The organism is Phenylobacterium sp. FG114 (genome assembly GCF_057809855.1).
This window is the reverse complement of the sequence record NZ_JBMDKU010000002.1, coordinates 202,711-225,106: the sequence shown is the minus strand read 5'-3', so window position 1 is coordinate 225,106 and position 22,396 is coordinate 202,711. Positions and strand designations below refer to the sequence as shown.

At 69.2% G+C, this 22,396-nt stretch carries 18 protein-coding genes; 10 read left to right on the top strand and 8 right to left on the bottom strand.

The window, feature by feature from the left end; all coding sequences use genetic code 11:
• Positions 1-145 precede the first annotated feature (145 nt).
• Positions 146-2,506 carry an ATP-binding protein gene (locus ACODSY_RS04120; protein ID WP_488950383.1) on the top strand — a complete coding sequence of 787 codons (2,361 nt, stop codon included), beginning with the start codon at positions 146-148 and terminating at the stop codon, positions 2,504-2,506.
• A 10-nt stretch (positions 2,507-2,516) separates the two neighbouring features.
• Here ACODSY_RS04120 and ACODSY_RS04115 read toward each other — a convergent pair whose 3' ends face one another.
• A complete protein-coding gene (locus ACODSY_RS04115; protein ID WP_488950382.1) occupies positions 2,517-3,140 on the bottom strand; it encodes a LuxR C-terminal-related transcriptional regulator in 624 nt (207 codons plus the stop codon).
• Positions 3,137-4,759 (bottom strand): sensor histidine kinase, encoded by a 1,623-nt coding sequence (locus tag ACODSY_RS04110; protein WP_488950381.1) that lies wholly within the window; start codon positions 4,757-4,759, stop codon positions 3,137-3,139. Before ACODSY_RS04110 ends, ACODSY_RS04115 begins: the two co-directional genes overlap by 4 nt.
• A 258-nt stretch (positions 4,760-5,017) precedes the next feature.
• Here ACODSY_RS04110 and ACODSY_RS04105 point away from each other — a divergent pair, with 258 nt between their 5' ends.
• The 4 genes from ACODSY_RS04105 (at position 5,018) to ACODSY_RS04090 (ending at position 9,600) form a co-directional block, all read left to right on the top strand.
• Positions 5,018-5,659, top strand: a complete 642-nt coding sequence (locus tag ACODSY_RS04105) for a PEP-CTERM sorting domain-containing protein (protein WP_488950380.1) — start codon at positions 5,018-5,020, stop codon at positions 5,657-5,659.
• Between the two features lie 126 nt (positions 5,660-5,785).
• Positions 5,786-7,594 (top strand): DUF885 domain-containing protein, encoded by a 1,809-nt coding sequence (locus tag ACODSY_RS04100; protein ID WP_488950379.1) that lies wholly within the window; start codon positions 5,786-5,788, stop codon positions 7,592-7,594.
• A 57-nt stretch (positions 7,595-7,651) separates the two neighbouring features.
• On the top strand, positions 7,652-9,307 hold the full coding sequence (locus ACODSY_RS04095; RefSeq protein ID WP_488950378.1) for an MFS transporter: 1,656 nt from the start codon (positions 7,652-7,654) through the stop codon (positions 9,305-9,307).
• Between the two features lie 2 nt (positions 9,308-9,309).
• Positions 9,310-9,600, top strand: a complete 291-nt coding sequence (locus tag ACODSY_RS04090) for a DUF1905 domain-containing protein (protein WP_488950377.1) — start codon at positions 9,310-9,312, stop codon at positions 9,598-9,600.
• A 127-nt stretch (positions 9,601-9,727) separates the two neighbouring features.
• Here the strand turns inward: ACODSY_RS04090 and ACODSY_RS04085 are convergent, their stop codons facing one another.
• From ACODSY_RS04085 to ACODSY_RS04070, 4 genes are all read right to left on the bottom strand, one after another.
• Positions 9,728-11,038 (bottom strand): dipeptidase, encoded by a 1,311-nt coding sequence (locus ACODSY_RS04085; protein ID WP_488950376.1) that lies wholly within the window; start codon positions 11,036-11,038, stop codon positions 9,728-9,730.
• Between the two features lie 75 nt (positions 11,039-11,113).
• Positions 11,114-12,127, bottom strand: coding sequence for a phosphotransferase (locus ACODSY_RS04080; RefSeq protein WP_488950375.1), 1,014 nt, complete (start codon positions 12,125-12,127; stop codon positions 11,114-11,116).
• Positions 12,128-12,197: 70 nt separating this feature from the next.
• A complete protein-coding gene (locus ACODSY_RS04075) occupies positions 12,198-13,082 on the bottom strand; it encodes a precorrin-2 dehydrogenase/sirohydrochlorin ferrochelatase family protein (protein ID WP_488950374.1) in 885 nt (294 codons plus the stop codon).
• Between the two features lie 2 nt (positions 13,083-13,084).
• Positions 13,085-13,423 carry a c-type cytochrome gene (locus tag ACODSY_RS04070; RefSeq protein ID WP_488950373.1) on the bottom strand — a complete coding sequence of 113 codons (339 nt, stop codon included), beginning with the start codon at positions 13,421-13,423 and terminating at the stop codon, positions 13,085-13,087.
• 127 nt (positions 13,424-13,550) lie between these two features.
• On the opposite strand from ACODSY_RS04070, the gene ACODSY_RS04065 reads away from it, so the two are divergent.
• From ACODSY_RS04065 to ACODSY_RS04050, 4 genes are all read left to right on the top strand, one after another.
• Positions 13,551-14,054, top strand: a complete 504-nt coding sequence (locus ACODSY_RS04065; protein ID WP_488950372.1) for a (2Fe-2S)-binding protein — start codon at positions 13,551-13,553, stop codon at positions 14,052-14,054.
• Positions 14,055-14,065: 11 nt separating this feature from the next.
• Positions 14,066-16,270 carry a xanthine dehydrogenase family protein molybdopterin-binding subunit gene (locus ACODSY_RS04060; protein WP_488950371.1) on the top strand — a complete coding sequence of 735 codons (2,205 nt, stop codon included), beginning with the start codon at positions 14,066-14,068 and terminating at the stop codon, positions 16,268-16,270.
• 22 nt (positions 16,271-16,292) lie between these two features.
• Positions 16,293-17,207, top strand: coding sequence for an acyltransferase family protein (locus ACODSY_RS04055; RefSeq protein WP_488950370.1), 915 nt, complete (start codon positions 16,293-16,295; stop codon positions 17,205-17,207).
• Between the two features lie 86 nt (positions 17,208-17,293).
• On the top strand, positions 17,294-17,590 hold the full coding sequence (locus ACODSY_RS04050; RefSeq protein ID WP_488950369.1) for a hypothetical protein: 297 nt from the start codon (positions 17,294-17,296) through the stop codon (positions 17,588-17,590).
• 52 nt (positions 17,591-17,642) lie between these two features.
• On the opposite strand, the gene ACODSY_RS04045 is transcribed toward ACODSY_RS04050, so the two are convergent.
• Complete coding sequence (locus tag ACODSY_RS04045) at positions 17,643-19,040, bottom strand: PepSY domain-containing protein (RefSeq protein WP_488950368.1); 1,398 nt, start codon at positions 19,038-19,040, stop codon at positions 17,643-17,645.
• 40 nt (positions 19,041-19,080) lie between these two features.
• A complete protein-coding gene (locus ACODSY_RS04040; protein ID WP_488950367.1) occupies positions 19,081-21,048 on the bottom strand; it encodes a TonB-dependent receptor plug domain-containing protein in 1,968 nt (655 codons plus the stop codon).
• Between the two features lie 122 nt (positions 21,049-21,170).
• On the opposite strand from ACODSY_RS04040, the gene ACODSY_RS04035 reads away from it, so the two are divergent.
• A complete protein-coding gene (locus ACODSY_RS04035; protein ID WP_488950366.1) occupies positions 21,171-22,370 on the top strand; it encodes a helix-turn-helix domain-containing protein in 1,200 nt (399 codons plus the stop codon).
• The last annotated feature ends 26 nt before the right edge of the window (positions 22,371-22,396 follow it).

The window sequence follows — 22,396 nt, the reverse complement described above, 5'->3', positions numbered from 1 at the left end:
TAAGTCTTGGAAAAATCGGCGGGAATGTCGGCCATGCGACGGAACGCCGATTTTTGGCACAACCTTAAATTTACACTCCCGGCCTAATCCTTCGCGCGCCTGACCAGCCCACAGCACGGGGAGGGCACAGGCACGGGGAGAACAGATGGTTCGGAAGAGCGCTGAAGGCGCCGCCGACAGGGCCCAGATGGCGCAGTGGCTGTTCGACAACAGCCGCGACCTGATGCAGGTCGTCGCGCCCGACGGGACCCTGCTGCAGGTGAACCAGGCCTGGGCGGAGTTCACTGGCCTCGGCGTGGCCGAGTTGATCGGCCGCTCTGTGTTCGACTTCTGCCACCCCGACGAGGTCACGGGCATCCGATCACGCGCCGACGTCGCCCGCCCGGGGGACGTGAGCGAAGCCGAGGTCCGCCTCAAGGACCGCCACGGCGCCTGGCGTTGGGTCGCCGCCCGCCGTCAGGTGATGGAGGACGGCTGCCACATCGGCAGCATGCGCGACATCAGCGCCGAGCGCGCCTATCGCGAGGAGAGTGAGGAGGCGCAGCGCACGCGCAAGGACCTGGGCGCCGCGGCCGGCATCGGGATCTGGGAATTCGACCCGCGCACAGGCGTCATCTGGTGGTCGGACGAGATCATGGGGCTGGTGGGCTTCGATCCCACCATCGAGTGGACCGCCAGCAAGTTCTACGAGGTCGTTCATCCCAGCGATCGCGCCAAGCTGGCGGCGGCCATGACCGACTCGGTGGAGACGGGACAGCCTCGCCGGGTCGAACACCGGATCTGGGCTCGCGACCGATGGCTGACCATGCGCGTCACGGTCCGAACCGAGCGCCTCAGCGATGGCGTCCATGCGCTCAAGGGGATTTCAGAGGACATCACCGAGCTGGCCGAAGCCCGCGACGCCGCGCGCAAGGGCGAACAGACCGCCCGCAAGGCCCGCCGCGACGCCCAGGCCCTGGCCGCCCGCCTCAACCTGGCGCTCGAAGCCGCCCAGGCTGGCGTGTACGAGATCGATCACGTCCGGAAGGCCTTCTGGTCGTCGCCCGAGTTCGAGCGGATCACCGGCCAGCACAATTCCAGCTACGAGGAAGCCACCCGCCTCCGCTATCCCGGCTTCCACGTCGACGATCTGCCTCACGTCCGCGCGTCGTTCCGCGCGCTGCACCGAGGCGACAAGAAGTCGGGGGAGAGCTTCGAGGCCCGCATCGTGCGGCCTGACGGCGCCGAGCGGTGGGTGCGGGTTCACCACCATCTGGTGACATCGCGGAACGGCCGATGGCTGAAGGCCGTGGGCCTCGTGCAGGACTGCGATGCGCTCAAGCGCCAGGAGATCGCGCTCAAGGAGGCTCAGGCCGCCGCCGAGGCCGCCGCCGAGGCCAAGGCCGCCTTCCTGGCCAACATGAGCCATGAGATCCGCACGCCGATGAACGGCGTAATGGGCGTCCTCCACCTGCTCAAGAACGAACGCCTCACCGACGACGGCCGCGGCCTGCTGCGCGAGGCGCTGTCGTGCGGCCAGATGCTAGCCGAGCTGCTGAACGACGTAATCGACTTCTCCAAAATCGAGGCGGGCCGCCTCGAGCTGGCCTGCGAGCCGGTCGATCCGGCCATGCTGGTCGAGGGGGTGGTGCGCCTGCTCGAGCCGCAGGCCAAGGCCAAGGGGCTGCAGCTCGTCGTCGACGCCGATCCCGCCGTGGGCTGGGTGAAGTCCGACCCGGTGCGACTGCGCCAGGCGCTGTTCAACCTGGTCGGCAACGCCGTGAAATTCACCGAGGCGGGCCGCGTGGTCGTCCGTTGCCGCAAGGCCGACGCGGGCGTGCTGCGCTTCGAGGTCGAGGACACCGGAGTCGGCATCCCCGAGGCGGCGCAGGATCGGCTGTTCGAACGCTTCAACCAGGCCGACGCCTCGACGACCCGGAAGTTCGGTGGCTCGGGCCTGGGCCTGGCGATCACCCGGCGTCTGGCCGAGATGATGGATGGCGACGTGGGCTTCAAGTCGGCCGAGGGCAGAGGTTCGACGTTCTGGATCGAGGTTCGCGCCGAACCCGCCGCCGCCCAGGTCGAGCCCGCCGAGGCCCTGGACATGCTCCTGGACGGCGTCCGCGTCCTGGTGGTCGAGGACAACCCGACCAATCGCCTGATCGCCACCAAGCTGCTCGAGAACCTGGGGGCGGCGGTCGAAACGGCCGTCGATGGCTATGCGGGCGTCGAGGCGGCGGAGAGGGGCGGCTTCGATCTGATCCTGATGGACATCCAGATGCCGGGTATCGACGGCGTGGAGGCGGCGCGCCGCATCAGGGCCCTGGGCGGCGCAGCGGCGGAGACACCCATCGTGGCGTTGACCGCCAATGTGCTCGCCCACCAGCGCCAGGCCTATCTGGACGCGGGCATGGATGGGGTCGTGGGCAAGCCCATCGCACCCGGACTGCTGCTGGCCGAGATCGCCCAGGCCGCCGCCAACCGCGACACGCCTGAGGACGCGCAGACGGATACGGCCGCGGCCTAAGGCCCCGACGTCAGCCCAGCTTGCGCTCCTGCGCGAGGATCGCGAGCTCGGTGCGCGAGGAGACCGACAGTTTCTCATAGAGATTGTGCAGGTGCATCTTCACGGTGCCCTCCGAGATGCCGAGGTCCCTGGCGATTTCCTTGTTGCGCCGGCCCTGGGCCACATGGCGCACCACGTCGGTCTCCCGCGGGGTCAGGGCCACCGGCTCAGGCTTGGGCGGCGCCGCGAGGATGCCGATCACCTGTTCCATCGCCTCCTTGTCGATCCACTGCGCGCCACCGGCCACCGCCTCCGCGGCCCGGACCATGACATCGGCGCTCGCGCCCTTGAGGATCAGGCCGTCCACCTTCAGGCGGATGGCCTCCACGATGGGCTCGGGCTCCAGACTTGCGGTGAGAAGCAGGATCCTGGTCGCCCATCCGTCGGCGCGGGCCCGGGCAAGCAGTTCGAGGCCGGTGACGCGGGGCATGTGGACGTCGAGGATCGCCAGTTCGGGCCGATGCTGCAGGATCGCGTCACGCGCCTGGGCGCCGTCCTGGCAGCGGGCGACCACAGAGAAGGCCGGCGGACGGAAGAGCCCCGCCACGGCGTCGAGCATGAGGGGGTGATCGTCGGCCACCACGAGGGTCGTCATCCGGCAACTCCCAGCGGCACATCGATCATCACGGCCGCGCCTTCGCCGCCCGAACGCAGCGCCAGCCGTCCATTCAGCGCCCGGACGCGCTCGAGCAGCGAGCGTGGGGCGCCGCCGCCCCGTTCGATCTGCTCGGCGGACAGCACGCCCTGGAACTCGAAGCCCGCGCCATCATCCTGGATGTCGATCGCCAGACGCCCCGCATCGGCGCGGGCCGAGACGGTGACCTTCCCTGCCCGCCCGTGGCGCACGGCGTTGGCGACGGACTCCCGCACGATGCGGCCCAGCTCGTAGCCGAACCGCCGAGACACCTTCAGATCCGCGGGCGCGACGTCGACGGTCACCGCGATCGTCCAGTAGCGCGAAAGCCGCTCGGCGAGCTCGGTGAGCTCCTGCCCGAGGGGCTGCTCGGAGGGGGCGTGGTCGCCGCGCGTGGGCCGCAGCGTAGAGATGAAGCCCCGCAACTCGCGCCGCTCCTCGTTGATGGCCTGGCGCAGGGTGGCGATCTGCACCTCGGCCTCCGGCGGCAGGTCGAGGCGAGACAGGCTGTCGAGCTGGAGGCCGGCGCCGGCCAGGAACTGCAGCACGCCGTCATGCAGGTCGCGCGACAGGTGGATGCGGTCCTCCGCTGCGGCGGCGGCGCGCAGCGTCCGCTGGGTTTCCCACCGCTCGAGGGCCACCGAGACCTGTGCGCTGACCATGGCGCCGATGGCGAGATCCTCGTTGGCGGGTTCCTCATGGTCGAAGACGAACACCCAGCCCGATAGGCTTGGGGTGAACGCCGGGATGACCAGCGCCCGCTCGAAGGGAACCTCCTTCAGGAGCGCGCCGGCCACGGGCGCGGGAGGTCCGGTGATCGTTCGCCGGCCCCGGCGTATCAGCGTCGTGGCGCCGCGGGGATGAAACAGGAAGACCGACTCTGCGGCCTCGGGAACGATCCAGTCCTCGCCGCCGGGGGGAAGGTGGAGGGTCTGGTAGCGATCATGATCGAGGATCGTTAGCGAGGCATAGGGCTCGTCGCCCTCCTCCCACAGGAACATCCCCCGCTCGGCTCCGAAGACCCAGAGCGCATGGCGCAGGCATTCCCGGACCGGCAGAGCCGCGTCGGCCTCGATCTCGGGCAGCGGATCCGACAGGCGGGACAGCTCCTCGACGACGCGTTCCACGTGGCGGCCGAACGCGATCAGCATGACCGAGACGACGGCCGTATAGCCCATGCGGAGCACGAAGGCCTGCGCGGCCGTGCCGTCGCGGTCGTGGCCGAACATCACCTGCCATCCGGCGGGCGCGAAGGCGAGCAGCGTCGCCGCCCCCGTGGCCAGCGCTCCCCGCGAGCCCCATTGGATCGTCGCGCCCAGGATCAGGATGATGAAGGGGCTGAAGAAGGGGCTGTCGGCGCCGCTGGTCAGATAGAGCAGCAGGGTGAAGACCGCGAAGTCGATGCCGGCCAGCGGTCCCGCGATGCGGGTGAGGCGATAGGCCAGGACCCGGCTCCGGCTCGCGCCCAGCACGGCCAGGCTCCAGCCGAGATTCCCTAGCAGCAGCAAGAGCACGAGATGGTCGGTCGCGGGCGTGACCGCGCCCAGCAGGAACGAGGCCAGGAGAAAGAGCGCGAGCACCGCGCGGCCAACGGCGACAACGCGACCGCTGCGGACGGAGAGCAGGTGACCGCCGTTCAAAAGCTCAGTTCCGACTTTCCATGGCCGGCGCGGTCCCGCCTGACGGCGCCAGTATTCCGGATCCTACGACGGGAAGACACCTGACCGAAAGATAGGGGTCGGGCCCTACCTTCAGCCCGGATTGCTGCGCCGCACACCATTCCAATACCTTCGGGTGGAGTGATGTCCCCGGCCTGTCGGGGCGATGGAGTCCCGACGATGAACACCCCGCGCAACGCCCTGGTCGCCGCCTGCCTGCTGGCCGCGGCCGCGACGCCCGCGCTCGCGGCGACGCCGATCCTCACGTCGCAGGTCACCAGCACGCCGCTGCCGGCCGGCATGTTCATGATCGACACCTTCGACAGCCCCATCGCGGCGGGCTTCACGCTGACGGGTGGCGGCTACATCCGCTCGGGCGCCCTCGGCGTGCTGACCGGCATGACGGCGCCGCCGCCGGGCGACGTGACCAACTATCTGACGGTGGCGGGCGGCAAGGCGGCGACCCTCGTCTCGGTCAAGCCGCTGAAGAAGATCAGCCTCTTCATGGGCTCGCCCGACAGCTACAATTCGATCCGGTTCATCGGACTGAACTACGACGTGACCCTGAACGGCTCGCAGCTGTGGCAACCGCTCGCGGCGAGCACCGGCGACCGGAGCTGGGGCCGTCGGCTGACCTACGACTTCGGTTCATTCGGCGTGACCAAGGTGATCTTCGCCTCGCGCTACAACTCGCTGGAGTTTGACGATCTCGCCGGGTCGTTCCAGGCGGTTCCCGAGCCCACGAGCTGGGCTCTGATGCTGCTCGGCTTCTTCGGCCTGGGCGCGATCCTCCGCTACCGTCGGGCGGTTCCCGCCGCCTAGCGGCAGTCCCTGCTCCGGCCCACACCCCCACTTGCGAGCGCCGGAGCAGGGGCGCTCGCGCCGCCGCCGGCTTGTCAGCCGGATCGGGTCGGCTAGGGTCCCCGCTTCGTTGCGTCGGGGACTTCCATGGATCGCAGGCTTTTCCTCCAGGGCGCCGCGGGCGTCGCGCTGGCCGCCGCTTCGCCGGCTTTCGCGCAGTCAGGGGAGGACGCCCGGCTTCGCGCCCTGCTCGACAAGTTCTGGGACGAGCAGATCGACGAGGCCCCTGAGGCGGCCAGCAGCCTGGGCCTGGACACCGGCCCCCGGGCCGGGCTGCGGGCACGGCTCAGCGACTATTCGCAGGCCGGCCGCGTGGCGATGTTCCAGCGCACCAAGGGCCGGCTCGCACGCCTGAAGGCCATCGACCGGGCGAAACTCTCGGCGGCCGCCCAGATCGACTACGACGTGGTCACCTACCAGTATGAGACGGCGGTCACTGGCGGCGAGCGCTTCCGGTTCGGCGAAGGACCCTCCGCCAGCTTCTCCTACGCCCCCTACTCGCCCTACGTGGTGAGCCAGCTCTCGGGGCCATACCAGGCCATACCCGACTTCCTCGACAGCAAGCACCCGGTGCAGACGGCGGCCGACGCCGACGCCTACCTTCAGCGGCTGCGAGCCTTCGCCACGGCGCTCGACGCGTCGACGGCCAGCCTGAAGGCCGAGGCGGCCAAGGGGGTGCTGGCGCCGGGCTTCCTTCTGGAGCAGACCAGCGTGCAGCTGGGCAAGCTGGCGGCGTCCGACAGCCTGGCGACGGCCTTTGCCAGGAAGGCCGCGGCGGCCGGCGTCACGGGCGACTGGCAGGCGCGCGCGGAGGACATCCTGGCGAAGTCGGTGAAGCCCGCGATCGCGCGCCAGAAGGCCGCCGTCGATGCGTTGCGCAAGACCGCCAGCGACGACGCGGGCATCTGGAAGATCCCGGACGGAGAGGCCTTCTACGCTGGCGCCGTCGGCTATCAGACGACCACCGCGCTGAAGCCGGAGGAAATCCACCAGCTCGGCCTGCGGCAGGTCAAGGAGCTCACCGCCCAGATCGACGCGCAGCTCCAGGCCCAGGGGTTGGCGGGCGGCTCGGTGACCGAGCGACTGGTGGCGCTGAACCACCGCCCAGACCAGCTCTACGCCAACACCGACGCCGGCCGCGCCGAATTGCTGGTCTACCTGAACACGCGGGTGCGGGACGTGGAGAAGCGCCTGCCGACGGTGTTCGCCACCATTCCGAACGCGCCGATGGAGATCGTCCGGGTGCCGCCGGCCATCGAGGACGGGGCGGCCAACGGCTACGCTCAGGGCGCCTCGCTGGACGGCAAGCGTCCGGGGCGGTTCTACATCAACCTCAAGGACACCGCGGAGTGGCCGCGCTATTCGCTGCCCAGCCTGGCGTTCCACGAAGCCTACCCCGGCCACCTGTGGCAGGGCGCGATCAGCCAGCAGTCCACCGACATCCCGATGATCCGGCGCCAAGGCGGCGGCTTCTCGGCCTATGGCGAGGGCTGGGGCCTCTATGCCGAGCAGCTGGGCGACGAGCTGGGCTGCTACGACGACGATCCGCTGGGCAAGATCGGCTATCTGCAGTCGATCCTGTTCCGCGCCGTGCGCCTCGTGGTCGACACGGGGCTGCACGCCAAGCGCTGGAGCCGCGAACAGGCGACGAACTACATGGTCGAGGCCACGGGTCGGCCGCGCGGCGGCATGCAGCGCGAGATCGATCGCTACTGCGTCTGGCCGGGCCAGGCCACCAGCTACAAGGTCGGCCACAATGAGTGGGTGCGCCTGCGCGAAGACGCTCGCAAACGCCAGGGCGACCGCTTCGATATCAAGCAGTTCCACGAGGTCCTGCGCCGCGGTCGCATGCCGCTGGTGGTGCTGGAGCGGGTGGTGAAGACGACGCTGGTATAGCCGCGAAGTTCCGCGCTAGACGGGACCGCACAAGTCCTTGGGGAAGGAAGACGAAGCATGGCGGAACTCGCCGCGGCGGACGCGCCCGAAAAGCCGACGTCGCTACGGACCGTGGTGGCCGCGTCATCTGCGGGCACGACCTTCGAGTGGTACGACTTCTTCGTCTTCGGAAGCCTGACCGGCGTCATCTCAAAGACCTTCTTCACCGGCCTGCCCGAGACCGCGGCGCTCGCGGCGGCGCTGGCGCTGTTCGGGGCGGGCTTCCTGTTCCGACCGCTGGGCGCGCTGGTGTTCGGGCGGATCGGCGACAAGGCGGGCCGCAAGGGCGCGTTCCTGGCCACCGTGCTGCTGATGGGCGGCGCCACCGTCGCGATCGGCCTGCTGCCCAGCTACACCCAGGCCGGCATCATCGGCCCGGCGCTACTGATCCTCATGCGGATCATCCAGGGCTTCGCCCTCGGCGGCGAATACGGCGGCGCGGCGATCTATGTGGCCGAGCACGCCCCGTCGAACGGCCGGGGCCAGGCGACCAGCTGGATCCAGACATCGGCGGCCTTCGGCCTGTTCGGCGCCCTGATCGTCATCCTGGTCACCCGTACGGCCATCGGCAATGCGGCCTTCGACGCGTGGGGCTGGCGGATCCCGTTCCTGTTCTCAGGCGTGTTGCTGGTCATCTCGATCTGGATGCGCCTGAAGCTCACCGAGAGTCCCGAGTTCGCCAAGCTGAAGGCCGAGGGCAATCAGACCAAGGCGCCCTTCAAGGAAGCCTTCGGCCATTGGCCCAATCTCAAGCTGGTGCTGATCGCGCTGGCAGCCGTCATGTTCGCCCAGGGGGCGGTCTGGTACACGGCGTTCTTCTACGTGCAGACCTTCATGGAGCGCTTCCTGAAGGTTCCGCCCGAGACCATCAACATCCTGATGCTGTCGGCCACCGCGGCCAGCGCCGTGCTCTACGTGGTGTTCGGCTGGCTGTCGGACCGGATCGGCCGCAAGCCGGTCATGCTGTTCGGCATGGCCCTGATGACCGCCGCCTACTTCCCCGGCTTCCACATGTTGTCGAAGACGCTGAACCCGGCCCTGGCCGAAGCGGAGGCCGCCACGCCGGTGGTGGTCATCGCAGACCCGGCCGACTGCTCATTGCAGTTCGACCCGGTGGGCAAGGCGACCTTCGTGTCGTCGTGCGACATCGCAAAGTCGACCCTGGCCAATGCGGGCGTGTCTTACCGCAACGAGCCAGGCGTGGCGGGCCAGCCCGCGCTGGTGCGGATCGGCGCCCGGACCGTGCCGTCGACCGGCGCCGAGGGCCTGTCTCCGCCGGTCGCCAAGGCGGTGAAGACCAGCGTCGAGACGCGGCTCAAGACCGCGCTGGCCCAGGCCGGCTATCCGCCCAAGGCCGACCCGAAGCGCATGAACCTGCCCGGCGCGTTCGGCGTCCTCCTGGTGTTCGTGATCGCCGCGACCGCGCTGTATGGACCGATCGCCGCCTGCCTGGTGGAGCTGTTCCCGACGCGGGTGCGCTACACGGCCATGTCCCTGCCCTATCACATCGGCACCGGCTGGGTTGGCGGCTTCGTGCCGTTCACCGCCTTCGCCATCGTCACCACCGTGGGCGATCTCTACTCCGGGCTCTGGTTCCCGCTGGTCTTCACGGTGATCTCGATCGTCACCTGCCTGTTCCTGCTGCCCGAGACCAAGGGCAAGCCGCTCAGCTGACCATGCGGTACGAAGCCGAAGCCGAGATCTGGGTCTTCCACACCGGCAACTGGCACTTCGTGACCCTGCCGGCCGAATTCAGCGAGGGCCTCAAGACGTTGCGTGGGCCGAAGGCGCCGGGCTGGGGATCGGTCCGCGTGACCGCGCGCCTCGGCTCCAGCGAATGGCGCACGTCCATCTTTCCCGACAGCAAGTCAGGCGCCTTCCTGCTGCCCATCAAGGCCGAGGTGCGGAACCGCGAGCGCGTGACCGCAGGCGACACCGTGTCGATCTCGGTGGAGATCGAAATCTAGCCCGAGTTCCTCCCCCGCAGGGGGAGGGGGACCGCGAAGCGGTGGAGGGGGTTCCTCCCCGACCTTCTGAGCGGAGCCCCCTCAGTCGACATGCGCCGACAGCTCTCCCAGCGGGGGAGCAACTGGATTACTTCTGCGGCCCGTCGAGGTCGGAGAGCTTGGCGTAGGACGGCTGGGTGGTCGTCTGGAGCTGCTTCGCCACGGCCTCGGCCTCGCGCAGCGCGCGCAGCACGTTGCCGCCCGCGACCTTACCCAGGTCCTCGTCCGACCAGCCTCGGCGGGCCAGCTCGGCCAGCAGGTCCGGAAACTTGTCGACGCCCTCCAGCCCCACCGGAGTGTCGGGGATGCCGTCGTAGTCCGAGCCGATGCCCACGCAGTCGACGCCGCAGACCTTGGCGATGTGCTCGACGTGGTCGGCCACCTGGCTGAGGGTCGCGGGCGGGCCCGGATGAGCCTTGTCCCATTGAGCCAGGGCGGCGGCGGCCTTCTCCGGCTGGCCGATGTAGAGGCCGCCGAAGGGCGGGGCGTTGTAGCGCGCCTGCTCGGCCGATCGATCGGCGGCCCAGCGATTGCGCGCCTCCGAGACATAGGTGGTCATGAAGTTGACCATCACCACGCCGCGGTTGCGCTTCACCATCAGGAGCACGTCGTCCGGGACGTTGCGCGCGTGGTCGGCGACGGCCTTGGCGCCCGAGTGCGAGAAGATCATTGGCGCCTGCGACACCTCGAGAGCGTCCTTCATCGTCTTCTCGGAGACGTGGCTGAGGTCGACCAGCATGCCCATGCGGTTCATTTCGCCCACCACCGCCTTGCCGAAGGGCGTCAGGCCGTTGTGCACGGGATTGGCGGTGGCGCTGTCGGCCCAGCGGTTTGCGATCGCGTGGGTCAGCGTCATGTAGCGCGCCCCGGCGGCGTACATCTGGCGCAGCGCCGGCAGGCTGTCGTTGATCTGGTGGCCGCCCTCGATGCCGATTAGCGAGGCGACCCTTCCCGCCTTGTGGATACGGACCACGTCGTCGGCCGTGTAGGCCATCTCGAAAACGTCGGGGTAACGCGCCGCCATCCCCTTCACGATGTCGATCTGCTCCAGGGTCATCTGCACCGCGATCGGACCATCGAAGCTGGCGGGGATGAACACCGACCAGAACTGGCCGCCCACATGCCCCGCCTTCAGGCGCGGGATGTCGGTCATCAGGCCGCTCTGGCCGGGACGTGAGCCCGGCAATTTCGAAGTGTCGGCGCGCAGGTCCAGCTTTCCGGGATCGCCGCCCGCCCGGCCGCGGATCTCGCCCGGCAGGTCGTTATGGCCGTCGATCAGCGGCGTCTTGGCCAGCACCTTCTCGACGCGCGCCTTGATCTTCGGGTCCACCGTCGTTTGGGCCTGGGCCGAAGCCGCCCACACCAGCGCCAGCACCGACGCGGTCACGATCCTATGCATTGGAAAATCCCCTCGAGACGCCGGCCGCGATGCGACCCCGCTCAAGAGAACGAGTCAAGGAACCCGCAACCGCCATCAGGTGGCGACGAGCGCCATTGCCGCCTCGAACGCCGGGCCCTGCAATCCGTCACGCGCGGCCCGCAACCGGGCCTTGGCGTAGGCGATGCGGTTCTCCCAGGCGGTCATGTCGAAGGCTCCCAGCCGCAACCGCGCGCCGATGTCATCGAGCGAGGGACCCGAGAGATCCGGGTCGGACAGCCGGGCCTCGGGCTGTTCGTCGGCGGCGCCGTTCAGCATCACCATGCCGTAGAACACGTGATTCACCTGCCGCATCAGGTAGAGCCGCGCCCGCTGTTCGTCGCTCGGCCCGGCGTTGAAATAGGTGCGCAGCAGCAGGTCCTCCCGCGCCGGGTCTGGGGCGAACCAGTTGGCGACCGTAGCCAGGTCCACATAGCGGTCGGCGAGGAACGCCGCCTCCCAGTCGATGATCCACAGTCGACGGCCGTCGTAGACGATGTTGGCCGGGTTGAGGTCGTTATGGCTGGAGACCAGATCTTCCTCGCGCGGCCGATAGCCGGCGGCCAGCACGGCATAGAGGCCAAGGACGGGCGCGGTCACCGCGGGGTCCAGCAGGTTCGACGCACGATGGCGCTCGATCAGCGCCTGCATGCCCTCCAGATAGTCGATGAGCGGGGGAAACGCCGGCGCCTGGTGCAGCACCCGAACCGCCTGGACCAGCTCGGTCACCAGCGGCCCGCCGTCGCCAGGGTAGTCCAGCGCCAGCGATCGGGGCTGGATGTAGTCGAGGATGGCCACACCGTCGTCGGCGCAGGCGTAGCGGACGCCCGGCGCCAGCGCCGCCTGGGCCGCGATGCGCAGACAGGCGTAGGCGCGGGCGACGTCGCCGAACGCGTTGCGAGGCGTCTCCAGCCGCAGGACGTAGGCGATCCCGCCCACCCGGATGCGGTAGACGCCTGCTCCCGAGAGGCCGCCGGACAGGCGCACAGCGCTGTCCGGCTCGGCCACCCCGAAAGTGCGGGTCAAGGCGCGGTCCACGGCGGCGCGGCGATCATCGGACAGGACGAGCATGGAGGGCTCCGCATAACGGGGCCGCCTTATTACCCGGATATATTAATCGGTCAATATTACCCGGATTAAATTAGCTCGCGATCGGAAGCACCTCCGTCGTGACGCCCGCCTGATTCAGCGCCGCCTGTTCCGTGCGCCAGGAGGAGCCCGTGATGAGGCGCGCGACCGTCAAGCCCTCCGCGGCGAGTTCGGCGAGCTGATCAGGCCTCTGCGCCTCGAGGCGCTCAGCGTCACGGCGAGCCAACGCCAGCACGTCCACGTGGGCGTCCGTGTCGCACACCAGCACGTCGGCGGCGGCGAGAGCGCGGGCGGCCCGCAGGGTCAGCAGGTCGGCAGGCCCACGGGCGTCGATGTACTGCACCCGCCCGGCGAGCGCGGGGCTGTCGAACAAGGCGGCGCGCAGGCGTTCCCGGGCGCCCTCCATGTCGCCCGCCATCGCGGCCTCGGCTGCGGGCCCGGCGAGGGCGGCGCGCAGAAAGCGGCGGCGGGCGTGGGCGTCGGGCAACGCTCCGCGCACCTCGTCCTGCATGCTGCGGAATAGGGCGGCGATCCGGCCGGTCCCCTCCGGCACGCGGGCCTCGATGTCGTGGCGCAACATGGTGGCGAGCATGGGCGAGGCGCCGCCGGTGCCGATGGCGGCCACCACCTCGCCTCGGTCGATCAGCGCCGGGGTCGTGAAGTCGCACAACGCCGGCCGATCCACGACGTTGACCGGCACATGGGCGGCGCGCGCGGCGTCGGCGGCCTCGCGCGCCCATTGGTCGTCCTCCCCGGCCACGAAGGCCAGCGTCATTCCCGCATAGGCGCGATGATCCAGCGCCTCGGCCGGCGACAGCCGCACCACCAACGCGGGCGAACCGTCGAACAGCCGGGCCTTCGCGTCCGCCGCCTCCCCCTCGCCCGCCACGGCCACCGAGCGGCCGGCCAGCGGGAAGAAGGCGGGGAAGGCGTCCATCGCTACTTCAGGGTCTTGATGTAGGCGACCAGGGCCGCGCGGTTCTCGTCGTTGGGGACCGAGATCATCATCTTAGTCCCGGGCGCGAAGGCGGTCGGGCTCTTGAGGAACGCGTCCAGGTTGGCGTCGGTCCAGGTCCCTTCCTTGTTCTTCAGCGCGGGCGAGAAGGCGAAGGTCCCTTCGCCGATCTTGGCCCCCGCGATGCCGGCCAGGCTCGGCCCCATCGGCGAGCCGCCATGGCACATCTTGCACTGCATGTTGAAGAGCTGCGCCCCGTCGGCGGCCAGCGCGGGGGCGGCGGCGAGCGAGAGGACGGCGGCAGCGGCGGCGACGCGAAGCATGAAGTCTCCTGGAATTCGTAGAGCCGGTACGGATTACCCTTCGGCCGCGTCCGACGCCAAGGTCGGATTTACGGGGCCGTCTGAACAACGTTAGGATCGGAGCCAAATCAGGTCGAGGAGCGGCTCCATGGCGACGACAGTGGATGTGAACGGACGGCCTCTGAACGTCAACTCGCCGCCCGACACGCCGCTGTTGTGGGTGCTGCGGGATGAACTGGGGCTGACTGGAACGAAGTACGGCTGCGGCGTCGCGCAGTGCGGGGCCTGCACGGTGCTGGCGGACGGCCAGCCGATCCGGTCGTGCCAGATGCCGATTTCCGCTCTGGGCGCCGCGAAAATCACCACGATTGAGGGCTTGGGCGGCAATCACGCGCTCCAGCAGGCCTGGGTGAAGCTGGATGTGCCGCAATGCGGCTACTGCCAGTCAGGCCAGATCATGAGTGCCTGCGCGCTGCTGGCGTCGAACCCAAATCCCGACGACGCTGCCATCACAGCCGCGATGGATGGCAATATCTGCCGCTGCGGCGCCTACCAGCGGATCCGCGCGGCCATCAAGGAGGCCGCAGCGATGCCGGCGACTCCCACCGAACAACCCGTCGCCTCGCCCGTCGCGGCGAAGCCGGCCGCGTAGGAGGGACGCCCATGAACAAGCCCTTCAAGAACATCGTCGCCGGCGCCAGTCGCCGCGAAGTCCTGGTGGTCGGCGCGACGCTCGCCGGCAGCTCGCTGCTGGTCGGCTGCTCGCTGCCCGACATGCTGGCCGCAGGCTCCAAGGTGGAGGTCGGGGCGTTCGGGCCGTTCCTCAAGTTCGCCCCCGACGGAACGGTCACGGTCATCTCGAAGCACATTGAGTTCGGCCAGGGGAACCACGCGGGCCTGGCCGCCGTCGCCGCCGAGGAACTGGACGCCGACTGGTCCAAGGTGAAGGTCGAGCAGGCGGCCGCCAACGCCAAGCTTTACGGCAACGCCGGCATGGGGGGGACACAGGGGACCGGCGGGTCGTCGGCCATCTCCAACTCCTGGACCCAGCTGCGCACCGCCGGCGCGGCGGCGCGGGCCATGTTCGTCTCGGCCGCGGCGACCAAGTGGAGCGTGCCGGCGAGCGAGGTCACCGTCTCGAACGGGGTGATCGGTCACGCGTCCGGCAAGCAAGCCGGGTTCGGCGAGCTGGTGTCGGAGGCCGCCAAGGTCACGCCTCCCGAGAAGCCAACCCTGAAGGACCCGAAGACCTTCACCCTGATCGGCACCGACCGGGTGCGCCGCAAGGATGCTCAGGCCAAGAGCGACGGGACGGCGCGCTACACCCAGGACGTGAAGCTGCCGGACATGCTGGTCGCCATGGTGGCCCACGCGCCGAAGTTCGGGGCCAAGGTGAAGTCCTTCGACGCGACGGACGCGAAGAAGGTTCCCGGGGTGGTCAATGTCTACGAGATCCCCTCCGGCGTGGCCGTGGTCGCCGACACGACCTGGGCCGCTCGCCAGGGCCGCGACGCGCTGAAGGTCGAGTGGGACGAGTCGAAGGCCGAAACCCGCGGCTCAGCTCAGTTGCTCCAGGAATTCAAGGATCTGGCCTCCGGCAAGACCGCCGGTCCCACGGACGAGAAGAAAGGCTGGAAGGGCTTCGATTCCAAGGGCGACGCCACCAAGGCCGCCGCCGGGACGGCGGCGGTCGACGTCACCTACGACTTCCCCTACCTCGCCCACGCGACGATGGAGCCGATGAACTGCGTGGCGATGGTGGGCAAGGGCCCGACCAAGCTGGTGTTCGGCTCGCAGACCCCGACGCTGGACCAGATGAACACGGCCAAGATCGTCCTGGCGCTGCCCGGTTCGGTCGAGATCGAGACCCTGTTCGCGGGCGGCTCGTTCGGACGGCGGGCGACCTTCCAGTCGGACTACGTGGTCGAGTGCGTCCACATCGCGAAGAAGGTGGGCAAGGGCCGCCCCGTGAAGCTGGTCTGGACGCGGGAAGACGACATGCGCGCCGGCTACTATCGCCCGCTCGTGCACCACGCCGTGCGGGTGACGGTCGACAAGGAGGGCTATCCCGCCACCTGGCGTCACCGCATCGTCACCCAGTCCATCATGAAGGGGGCGCCTCCCGGGGCGCCCGGCGGCGGCGGGGTCGACGGCACGGCGGTGGAGGGGGCGATGGGTTCGCCCTATCTCAAGGCCACTCCGATCGTGGACGCCCAGGTCATCACCCCCGACGCCGGCGTGCCGGTCTTGTGGTGGCGCTCGGTGGGCGCGACGCACACGGCCTATGTGATGGAGCACACCATCGACCAGCTGGCGAAGAAGGCGGGCAAGGACCCCGTCGAATACCGCCGCGCGCTCTACCAGAAGGCCGGTGCGACCCGGCACCTCGCCGTCCTGAACCTGGCGGCGGAAAAGGCCGGCTGGACCACGCCCGCGCCGCTCGGCTGGACTCGCGGCGTGGCCGTCCACGAGAGCTTCGGCTCGGTGGTGGCCCAGATCGCCGAGGTGAAGATCGACGGCGGGACGCCGATGGTGGGCCGCGTGGTCACCGCCATCGACTGTGGCACCGCCATCTCACCCGACCAGATCGCGGCGCAGATGGAAGGCGGGACCTGCTACGGCCTGTCGGCGGCGCTGTTCGGGAACATCACCCTCACCAACGGGGCGGTCGACCAGCAGAACTTCGACACCTATCGCGTGCTGCGGAACTCCGAAGCGCCGACCGTCGAGACCTATATCGTCCCGTCCGCGAATCCGCCCAGCGGGGTCGGCGAGCCCGGCACGCCGGTGATCGGACCGGCGGTCGCCAACGCCCTCCTCGCCATCACCGGTCAACCGACCCTCAGCCAGCCGTTCGTCAAGACCTGACGACGCGTGCTAGCAGCGCCGCATGAACTTCGACCTCATGCGGCTGGTCGCGGCGCTGCTGGTGGTGGTGAGCCACACGTTCCCGCTGGCCGGCCAGGCGCCGCTCCGGATCATGGGCGTGGAAGACCTCGGTGCGCTGGGCGTCTCGGTCTTCTTCGTCATCAGCGGCTACCTGGTCAGCGCCAGCTACGAGCGGGATCCCAAGACCTATCTGCTGAAGCGGATCCTGCGGATCGAACCTGGGCTGATCGCGTCGCTGGTCGTGACGGTAGCCTTGCTGGCGTTCGTCACTACGGCCCCGCAGGCCGAGTACTGGCCGGCGGCGGCCATGTACGTGCTGCGCAACGCCCTGCTGTTCCCGGCGACCTACGCCCTGCCGGGGGTCTTTCAGGACGTGCCCATGGCGGGGATCGTCAACGGCGTGTTGTGGACGCTGCGGCTCGAGTTCACCTTCTACGTCGTGCTGATGCTGATCGGGGCGCGGCTACGCTGGGTGCTGGCGCTGATGATCGCCTGCGCCGCGGTCTTCGTGATCATGACCTTCACCCAGCCCGACTGGGCGCACGAGAAGCTTACGCGCGTGATCTTCCTCGGCGCGCGCAACGGGTTGCTGTTCTTCGCTGGCGCGGCGCTCCAGCTCTCGCGACGCCCGATCCCGCTTTGGCTGGGTGGCGCTTCGGTCCTGGCGTTCCCGTTCCTGGGGCCCCTCGTGCTGCCCATGGCGGTGCTGGGGCTGTCGCGGCCCGGCAAGCTGCCCGCCGACCTGAGCTACGGCGTCTACATCTATGCCTTCCCCATCCAGCAGTGGCTGGCCGCCCAAGGCCACCTCAACGTGGCGACCGCGATCCTGGGCGTTGCGCCCTTCGCCGTGGCCAGCTGGTTCCTGGTCGAGCGTCCGTCCATGAAGCTCAAGCCTGGGCCGAGACCCGCCTGGTAGTTCCGCGACCCCACATTTGATGGGGTTCCCCGTGAACCAATCACGGTTTCGTGCGCTTCTTCCCGGTAACCACTCAGGAGAACCCCATGCGCATCGCGATCACCGCCCTGGCCGCCCTCGGCGCGCTGAGCATCGCCGCCTGCAGCAAGCCCGCCGAAAAGGCCGCCGACGCCCAGGCTGACGCGGTCGAGGCCAACGCCAACGCCGCCGCCGATCAGATGAATGCACAAGCCGACGCCATGAAGGCCAACGCCGACGCCGCCGCCGACGCCACCAAGGCGCAGGGCGAGGCGGCCGCCGAAAGCCTGGAAGCCAAGGCCGACGCTACCAAGGAAGCCGCGGACGAGAAGGCGGACGCCATCAAGGACGCGGCCAAGCACTAAGCCCGCCTTTCGTCGTCTCCACCCGACAACGACGACAGGGAAGGCCCCGGGCTCAGCCGAGCTTCGGGGCCTTTCTGCGTGCGAGCTGCAGACCGTCGGACTTCGCCCGCCGCCAGCCCAGCCAGACGCCAGTGGCCACGCCAGCTCCCGAGAAGATCAGCAGCGCGACCATGGCTATCGCCCACCCGGCCCCGCCGTAGAGCCCGCCCACGAAGTCGAACCGGTGCGGCGCGTTGAACAGCCAACGATAGCCCTTCGCCGCCCCGTCGATCCGCTGCAGCACCTCGCCCGAGACCGGGTCCAGATAGAACCGCACGCCATCGGTGAGCTCGACGCGATAGGCGGGAAGCCGCGCGTGGACGTCATGGCCCTCGTAGAAATAGGCGTCGGGTTCCGTGATCGTCCCGGCCCGGCGGATGGGCCCGAGCCGGTTCGCCGCCTCGGCAAGCTCCGATCCGGCGAGCGGCGCCGGCCGAGCCGCAGCGTCCAGGCGCTTGCCGTCGGCCATCAGGAAGACCTGGCCGCCCAACGGCGCGACGGTCAGCTGGCGCGCCTGGACGCCGCTTGCGCGTGCGGCCTGCACCGCCAGCTTGAGGTCGCCGAACGAGACCGCTCCGGTTAGCTGCTCGGACCGGTCGTCGGGCCCGCTCTCGAGGAAGCCCCACGGGCTCATCGACACCAGGCCGCTCGCCACCCAGGCCAAGGTGAGCAGGCCGGCGAACAGGCCGGTCAGATGGTGCCAGGCCATCCAGCCCCGATAGGGCGTCAGCCGCCGGTCTCGCCACGGCCGCCAGGACATCACGCCCAGGTAGAGGCCCGTCAGGGTCAGGAACGTGCCGACGATCGAGGTCCAGATCACCACCTGGGCCCAGAGCTTGGTGTCGGCCCTCAGCGCCTCGGGATAGAGCCAGTGCGGGATCGGCCCCAGCCAGTTCAGCACCTTCTCCCGCGCGTTAACGACCTGCGACACCGCGCCGGTGTGGGCCGAGACATAGATGTCGGTGCGGGCCGGATCGTCGAAATGGAAGAGATAGAAGGGCCGGCGCGTGTTGAAATAGCCGGTGACGGTCCATTGGTCGCGCTCGATAGCCTCGGGCGTTCCGGGACGGCCGCCGATCCCGTGCGCGGCCGCGTAGGCCTGGGCGACCCGCGCGGCCTCCGTCGAGCTGACCTGGTGGAGCTCCCGACCGCTGGCCAGGTCCAGCGTCTGGCCGTCGAAGCGGAGCACTGGACGGCCCGCAAGGTCCTCGACCACCGCGTTCGAGACCTGGAGCACCTCCTGGACTTCGCCGAAATTGCAGCAACGGGTCCAAGCGATCGGCGGCTGGGCCGCCGCGCGCTCCTGGTCGGTCACGTCAGGCCAGTGCACCCACAGCATCACCACGCCGCTCACGAACCAGAGCAGCATGAGCAGGCCCATGACGATGCCGACGTAGCGGTGGACGACCACCAGCCACCTGGGCGCCCAGGGCTTGCGAGCGGGCTTGGCGTCAGAAGGAATAGGCGTAGCTCACGTGCAGGGTGCGGGGGACGCCCAGGAAACGGTAGAAGAACCGCTGCGTCGAGAGGTCGATGGCGGCCGAGTTCACCCGCGTTGCATAGTCATCGTCGAAGGCGTTCTCCAGCCGGGCGGTGACCCGATGACGCCGGGCCTTGTCGAGGTAGGCGAAGGCCGCCAGGTCGATCACGACATAGTCCCCGTAGTTCACCCGGCCGAAGCCGCTGACCTGCTGATAGACGTCGCCGGTCCAGATGGCCGAGGCCGAGGCGCCGAACGGCCGGTCGGCGGGATCGTAGCTGATGGCGCCCTTGGCCTGGGCCTTGGGGATCCGATCGAACTGCCGGCCCGCGCCCTCGGCCCGCGTCCGGGTTGCGGCATAGGACGCCCGCGCCGAGATCGCGTCGGTGATCTGCGCTGTGCCCGACAGCTCCAGGCCGCGAGATTTAACCGCTTGGTTGACGTTGACGTACAGTCCGTCGGGGAAGGCCGGCAGGTCGTAGACGTCGACGATCAGGTCGTCGATCTTCCGCGCGAAGCCGGTCAGCTGCCAGGTGAACCGGCCCGCCTGGCCGCCCACCGAAACGTTGCCGTTCAGGCTCTCCTCGGGCTTCAGGTCCAGGTTGCCCGCCGCGCAGCAGGGGTCGAAGGCGTAGAGCTGTTCGGCGCTGGGCAGGATGAACGACGTGCCGACCACGCCCTCCAGGTAGATTTCCGGCGTCACGTCCCAGCGGCCCGAGACGTTCCAGACGGCCTTGTCGGCCTCGTCGGTCTTGTTGAACCGGAAGCCGGCCGCCAGGTGGGCGTTCGGCATCAGCTCGTCGGTGGTCCGGACCTGGGCCACGAAGGCGTGCACCTTCTCGGTCTGCTGAGCGATCAGCAGCACCTCGTCGCGGCCGTTGAAGTTCTGAAAGTCGTAGCCGAGATCGAACTCGAACCCACGCACCAGGTTCAGCCTGGCCAGGACACTGATGCCGTAGTCCTCGTAGCCCCAGTAGGTGAGGTCATCGATGATGACACCGGGCGCCGACAGGTTGCCGGGCACGTTGTTGACCGTCGAATAGACGCTGTCCCAGTCGTGGTAGTAGCCCTTCACCGAGAGCTGGACCTGCTCGCTGGCGGTCCAGTCCAGGCTGGCGCTGGCGATCTCCTCGTCGCGATCGTTGAACGACAGGCGGGTCAGGCGCGGGCCCGGATAGTCCAGATGCGCGTCGGTGTGCTGGTAGTAGAGGTTGGCCTTCACGTCGGCGCCCAGGTCGAAGCCCAGCTTGCCGCCATAGCTGACCACGTCGTAGCCGCGCTTGCGGGCCGTGGCGCTGGGCTGGAAGACGTCGAAGGTCTTGTAGCCCTCCGCCTCGTCCTTCGAGATCCAGGCGACAAGACGGGCCGGCCCCGCGGCGCCGCGGACCATGGCGTTGGCGCTGACCCCCTGGTTAGTGTCTCCGCCGACCGTGAGGTTGCCGCTGAGCTGGTCCGAATAGGCGCGGGTGACCACATTGATCACGCCTGCCGCGGCCTGGGTCCCGTAGAACAGGCTCTGGCCGCCCTTCAGCACCTCGATGCGCTCGACCATGCTGGCCGGCAGCGTGTCGGCCGGACTGGTCGACGTGTAGAGGCGGTTGTTGATCCGCACGCCGTCGACCAGCCAGAGCACGTCACCGGTGCGCGAACCCTGCAACGAGAGATCGACGTAGCTGAACGGACCGTTGCGCGGGGCGATGAACAGGCCGGGCGTCTGCATCTGCAGGGCCTGGGAGACGTCGACATAGGCGTTCCTGCGCACGGTCTCTGCGCTGATGGTCTCGAGGTCGCTGCCGTAGCGCGACAGTTCCTGTGGCAGCGTCTCGTCAAGGCGTGCGCCGGTGACGACCAGCTCATCCACCTCGGCCTCCGCCGCGCTCGCGCCGCCAGCCAGCGCCGCCAGCGCGGCGCCCAGCAGCCACGTATGCCGCATCCCCATCTCACGATCCCCCAGCCCCATGTCCCGGGCGTTAGGGCGCGCGCGGCCGGCGCACCCGTACTTTACGGTTTCCAGGCGCGTTACAGGGGGTTACAGGAGCGGCGGGGAGTCGAAAGTCGGGTATGAACGGGCAGCGTTCCGAAGCGTTGGCGGCGCAGGTCGCGAGGGTTCGCGAGAGCGGGGTCCTGGGACGCAGCCACGGCTTGGCGCGCCTGTTCGACTACCTCGCCGAACCGACCAGGGATGGCCGCGTCCTGCGGGAGGCCGACGTCGCCCTGGACGTGTTCGGCCGTGGCCTCGACCTGTCCGGCGACGCGTCGGTGCGGGTCTATGTCCATCGCCTCCGCAAGAAGCTGGAGGCCTTCTACGCCGGCCCTGGCGCAACCGAGCCGCACCGCCTGGTGATCCCCATCGGCGAATACCGGCTGGACGTGGTCGAGACCGGACCGGGCGAAGCATCGCCCGCCCCGAGCAAAGCGCGTCCCCGCCGGATCTGGCCGGCCATCGCCGGCGCACTGGCCCTGATTGCGGCCAACCTCGCCGGCTGGGCCTATGTTGCGCGGGAGACCGCGCCGTCGCGCGACCTGGCGCGCACCGCCGCTTCGCCCCTGTGGGCCGGGATCGGACGCGATCGCCCGGTCCTCGTCGTGGTGGGCGACTACTACATCTTCGGCGACACGGATTACGGCGACGGCCCCAAGCGCATGGTGCGCGCCTTCGAGATCAACTCGCCCGCCGACCTCGACGCCTGGCTGATGGACAACCCTCAACTCCAGGGCCGCTATGTCGACCTCGACACCTACTACACGCCGGTGGGCGCCACGCTGGCTCTGCGGGAGGTCATGCCGCTGGTGCGCCAGGCGGCCGGCGGCCTGGACGGGGTTCGGGTGATCACCGCCTCGCACCTGACGCCCGACCTGATGAAGGGCGCCGACATCGTCTACGTGGGCTACCTTTCCGGCCTGCGGCTCTTGCAGGAGCCGGTGTTCGAGCGTTCGCGCCTCACCATCGGGGCGACGTACGACGAACTGATCGACCGGAAGACCGGCCAGACGTTTGTCTCGGGAGCCGGCGCCGCCTCCGGCGACCGGCCGAACCGCGACTATGGCTACCTGGCCGCCTTCCAGGGGCCGGCAGGCAACCACTTCATCATCATCGCCGGCAACCGCGACATCGGGGTGATGCAGATGGCCGAAGTGGCCACAGACCGGAAGGCGCTGGTTGGGCTGGAACCTCAAGCCGGGCCGCTGGAGGCGCTCTACGAGGTCGACGGCGTCGGCCGGACGGCGCTTGGCGCCAAGCGGGTTATGACCGGCCGCTGAACCGGCGGGGAGCCTAGCCGTTTAAC

Coding starts and splice junctions, on each gene's coding strand:
- ACODSY_RS04070 (WP_488950373.1), bottom strand. CDS start 13,423: ATGCTTCGCGTCGCCGCCGCTGCCGCCGTCCTCTCGCTCGCCGCCGCC.
- ACODSY_RS04060 (WP_488950371.1), top strand. CDS start 14,066: ATGAACAAGCCCTTCAAGAACATCGTCGCCGGCGCCAGTCGCCGCGAA.
- ACODSY_RS04050 (WP_488950369.1), top strand. CDS start 17,294: ATGCGCATCGCGATCACCGCCCTGGCCGCCCTCGGCGCGCTGAGCATC.
- ACODSY_RS04090 (WP_488950377.1), top strand. CDS start 9,310: ATGCGGTACGAAGCCGAAGCCGAGATCTGGGTCTTCCACACCGGCAAC.
- ACODSY_RS04040 (WP_488950367.1), bottom strand. CDS start 21,048: ATGGGGATGCGGCATACGTGGCTGCTGGGCGCCGCGCTGGCGGCGCTG.
- ACODSY_RS04075 (WP_488950374.1), bottom strand. CDS start 13,082: ATGGACGCCTTCCCCGCCTTCTTCCCGCTGGCCGGCCGCTCGGTGGCC.
- ACODSY_RS04080 (WP_488950375.1), bottom strand. CDS start 12,127: ATGCTCGTCCTGTCCGATGATCGCCGCGCCGCCGTGGACCGCGCCTTG.
- ACODSY_RS04065 (WP_488950372.1), top strand. CDS start 13,551: ATGGCGACGACAGTGGATGTGAACGGACGGCCTCTGAACGTCAACTCG.
- ACODSY_RS04055 (WP_488950370.1), top strand. CDS start 16,293: ATGAACTTCGACCTCATGCGGCTGGTCGCGGCGCTGCTGGTGGTGGTG.
- ACODSY_RS04115 (WP_488950382.1), bottom strand. CDS start 3,140: ATGACGACCCTCGTGGTGGCCGACGATCACCCCCTCATGCTCGACGCC.
- ACODSY_RS04095 (WP_488950378.1), top strand. CDS start 7,652: ATGGCGGAACTCGCCGCGGCGGACGCGCCCGAAAAGCCGACGTCGCTA.
- ACODSY_RS04120 (WP_488950383.1), top strand. CDS start 146: ATGGTTCGGAAGAGCGCTGAAGGCGCCGCCGACAGGGCCCAGATGGCG.
- ACODSY_RS04105 (WP_488950380.1), top strand. CDS start 5,018: ATGAACACCCCGCGCAACGCCCTGGTCGCCGCCTGCCTGCTGGCCGCG.
- ACODSY_RS04085 (WP_488950376.1), bottom strand. CDS start 11,038: ATGCATAGGATCGTGACCGCGTCGGTGCTGGCGCTGGTGTGGGCGGCT.
- ACODSY_RS04100 (WP_488950379.1), top strand. CDS start 5,786: ATGGATCGCAGGCTTTTCCTCCAGGGCGCCGCGGGCGTCGCGCTGGCC.
- ACODSY_RS04035 (WP_488950366.1), top strand. CDS start 21,171: ATGAACGGGCAGCGTTCCGAAGCGTTGGCGGCGCAGGTCGCGAGGGTT.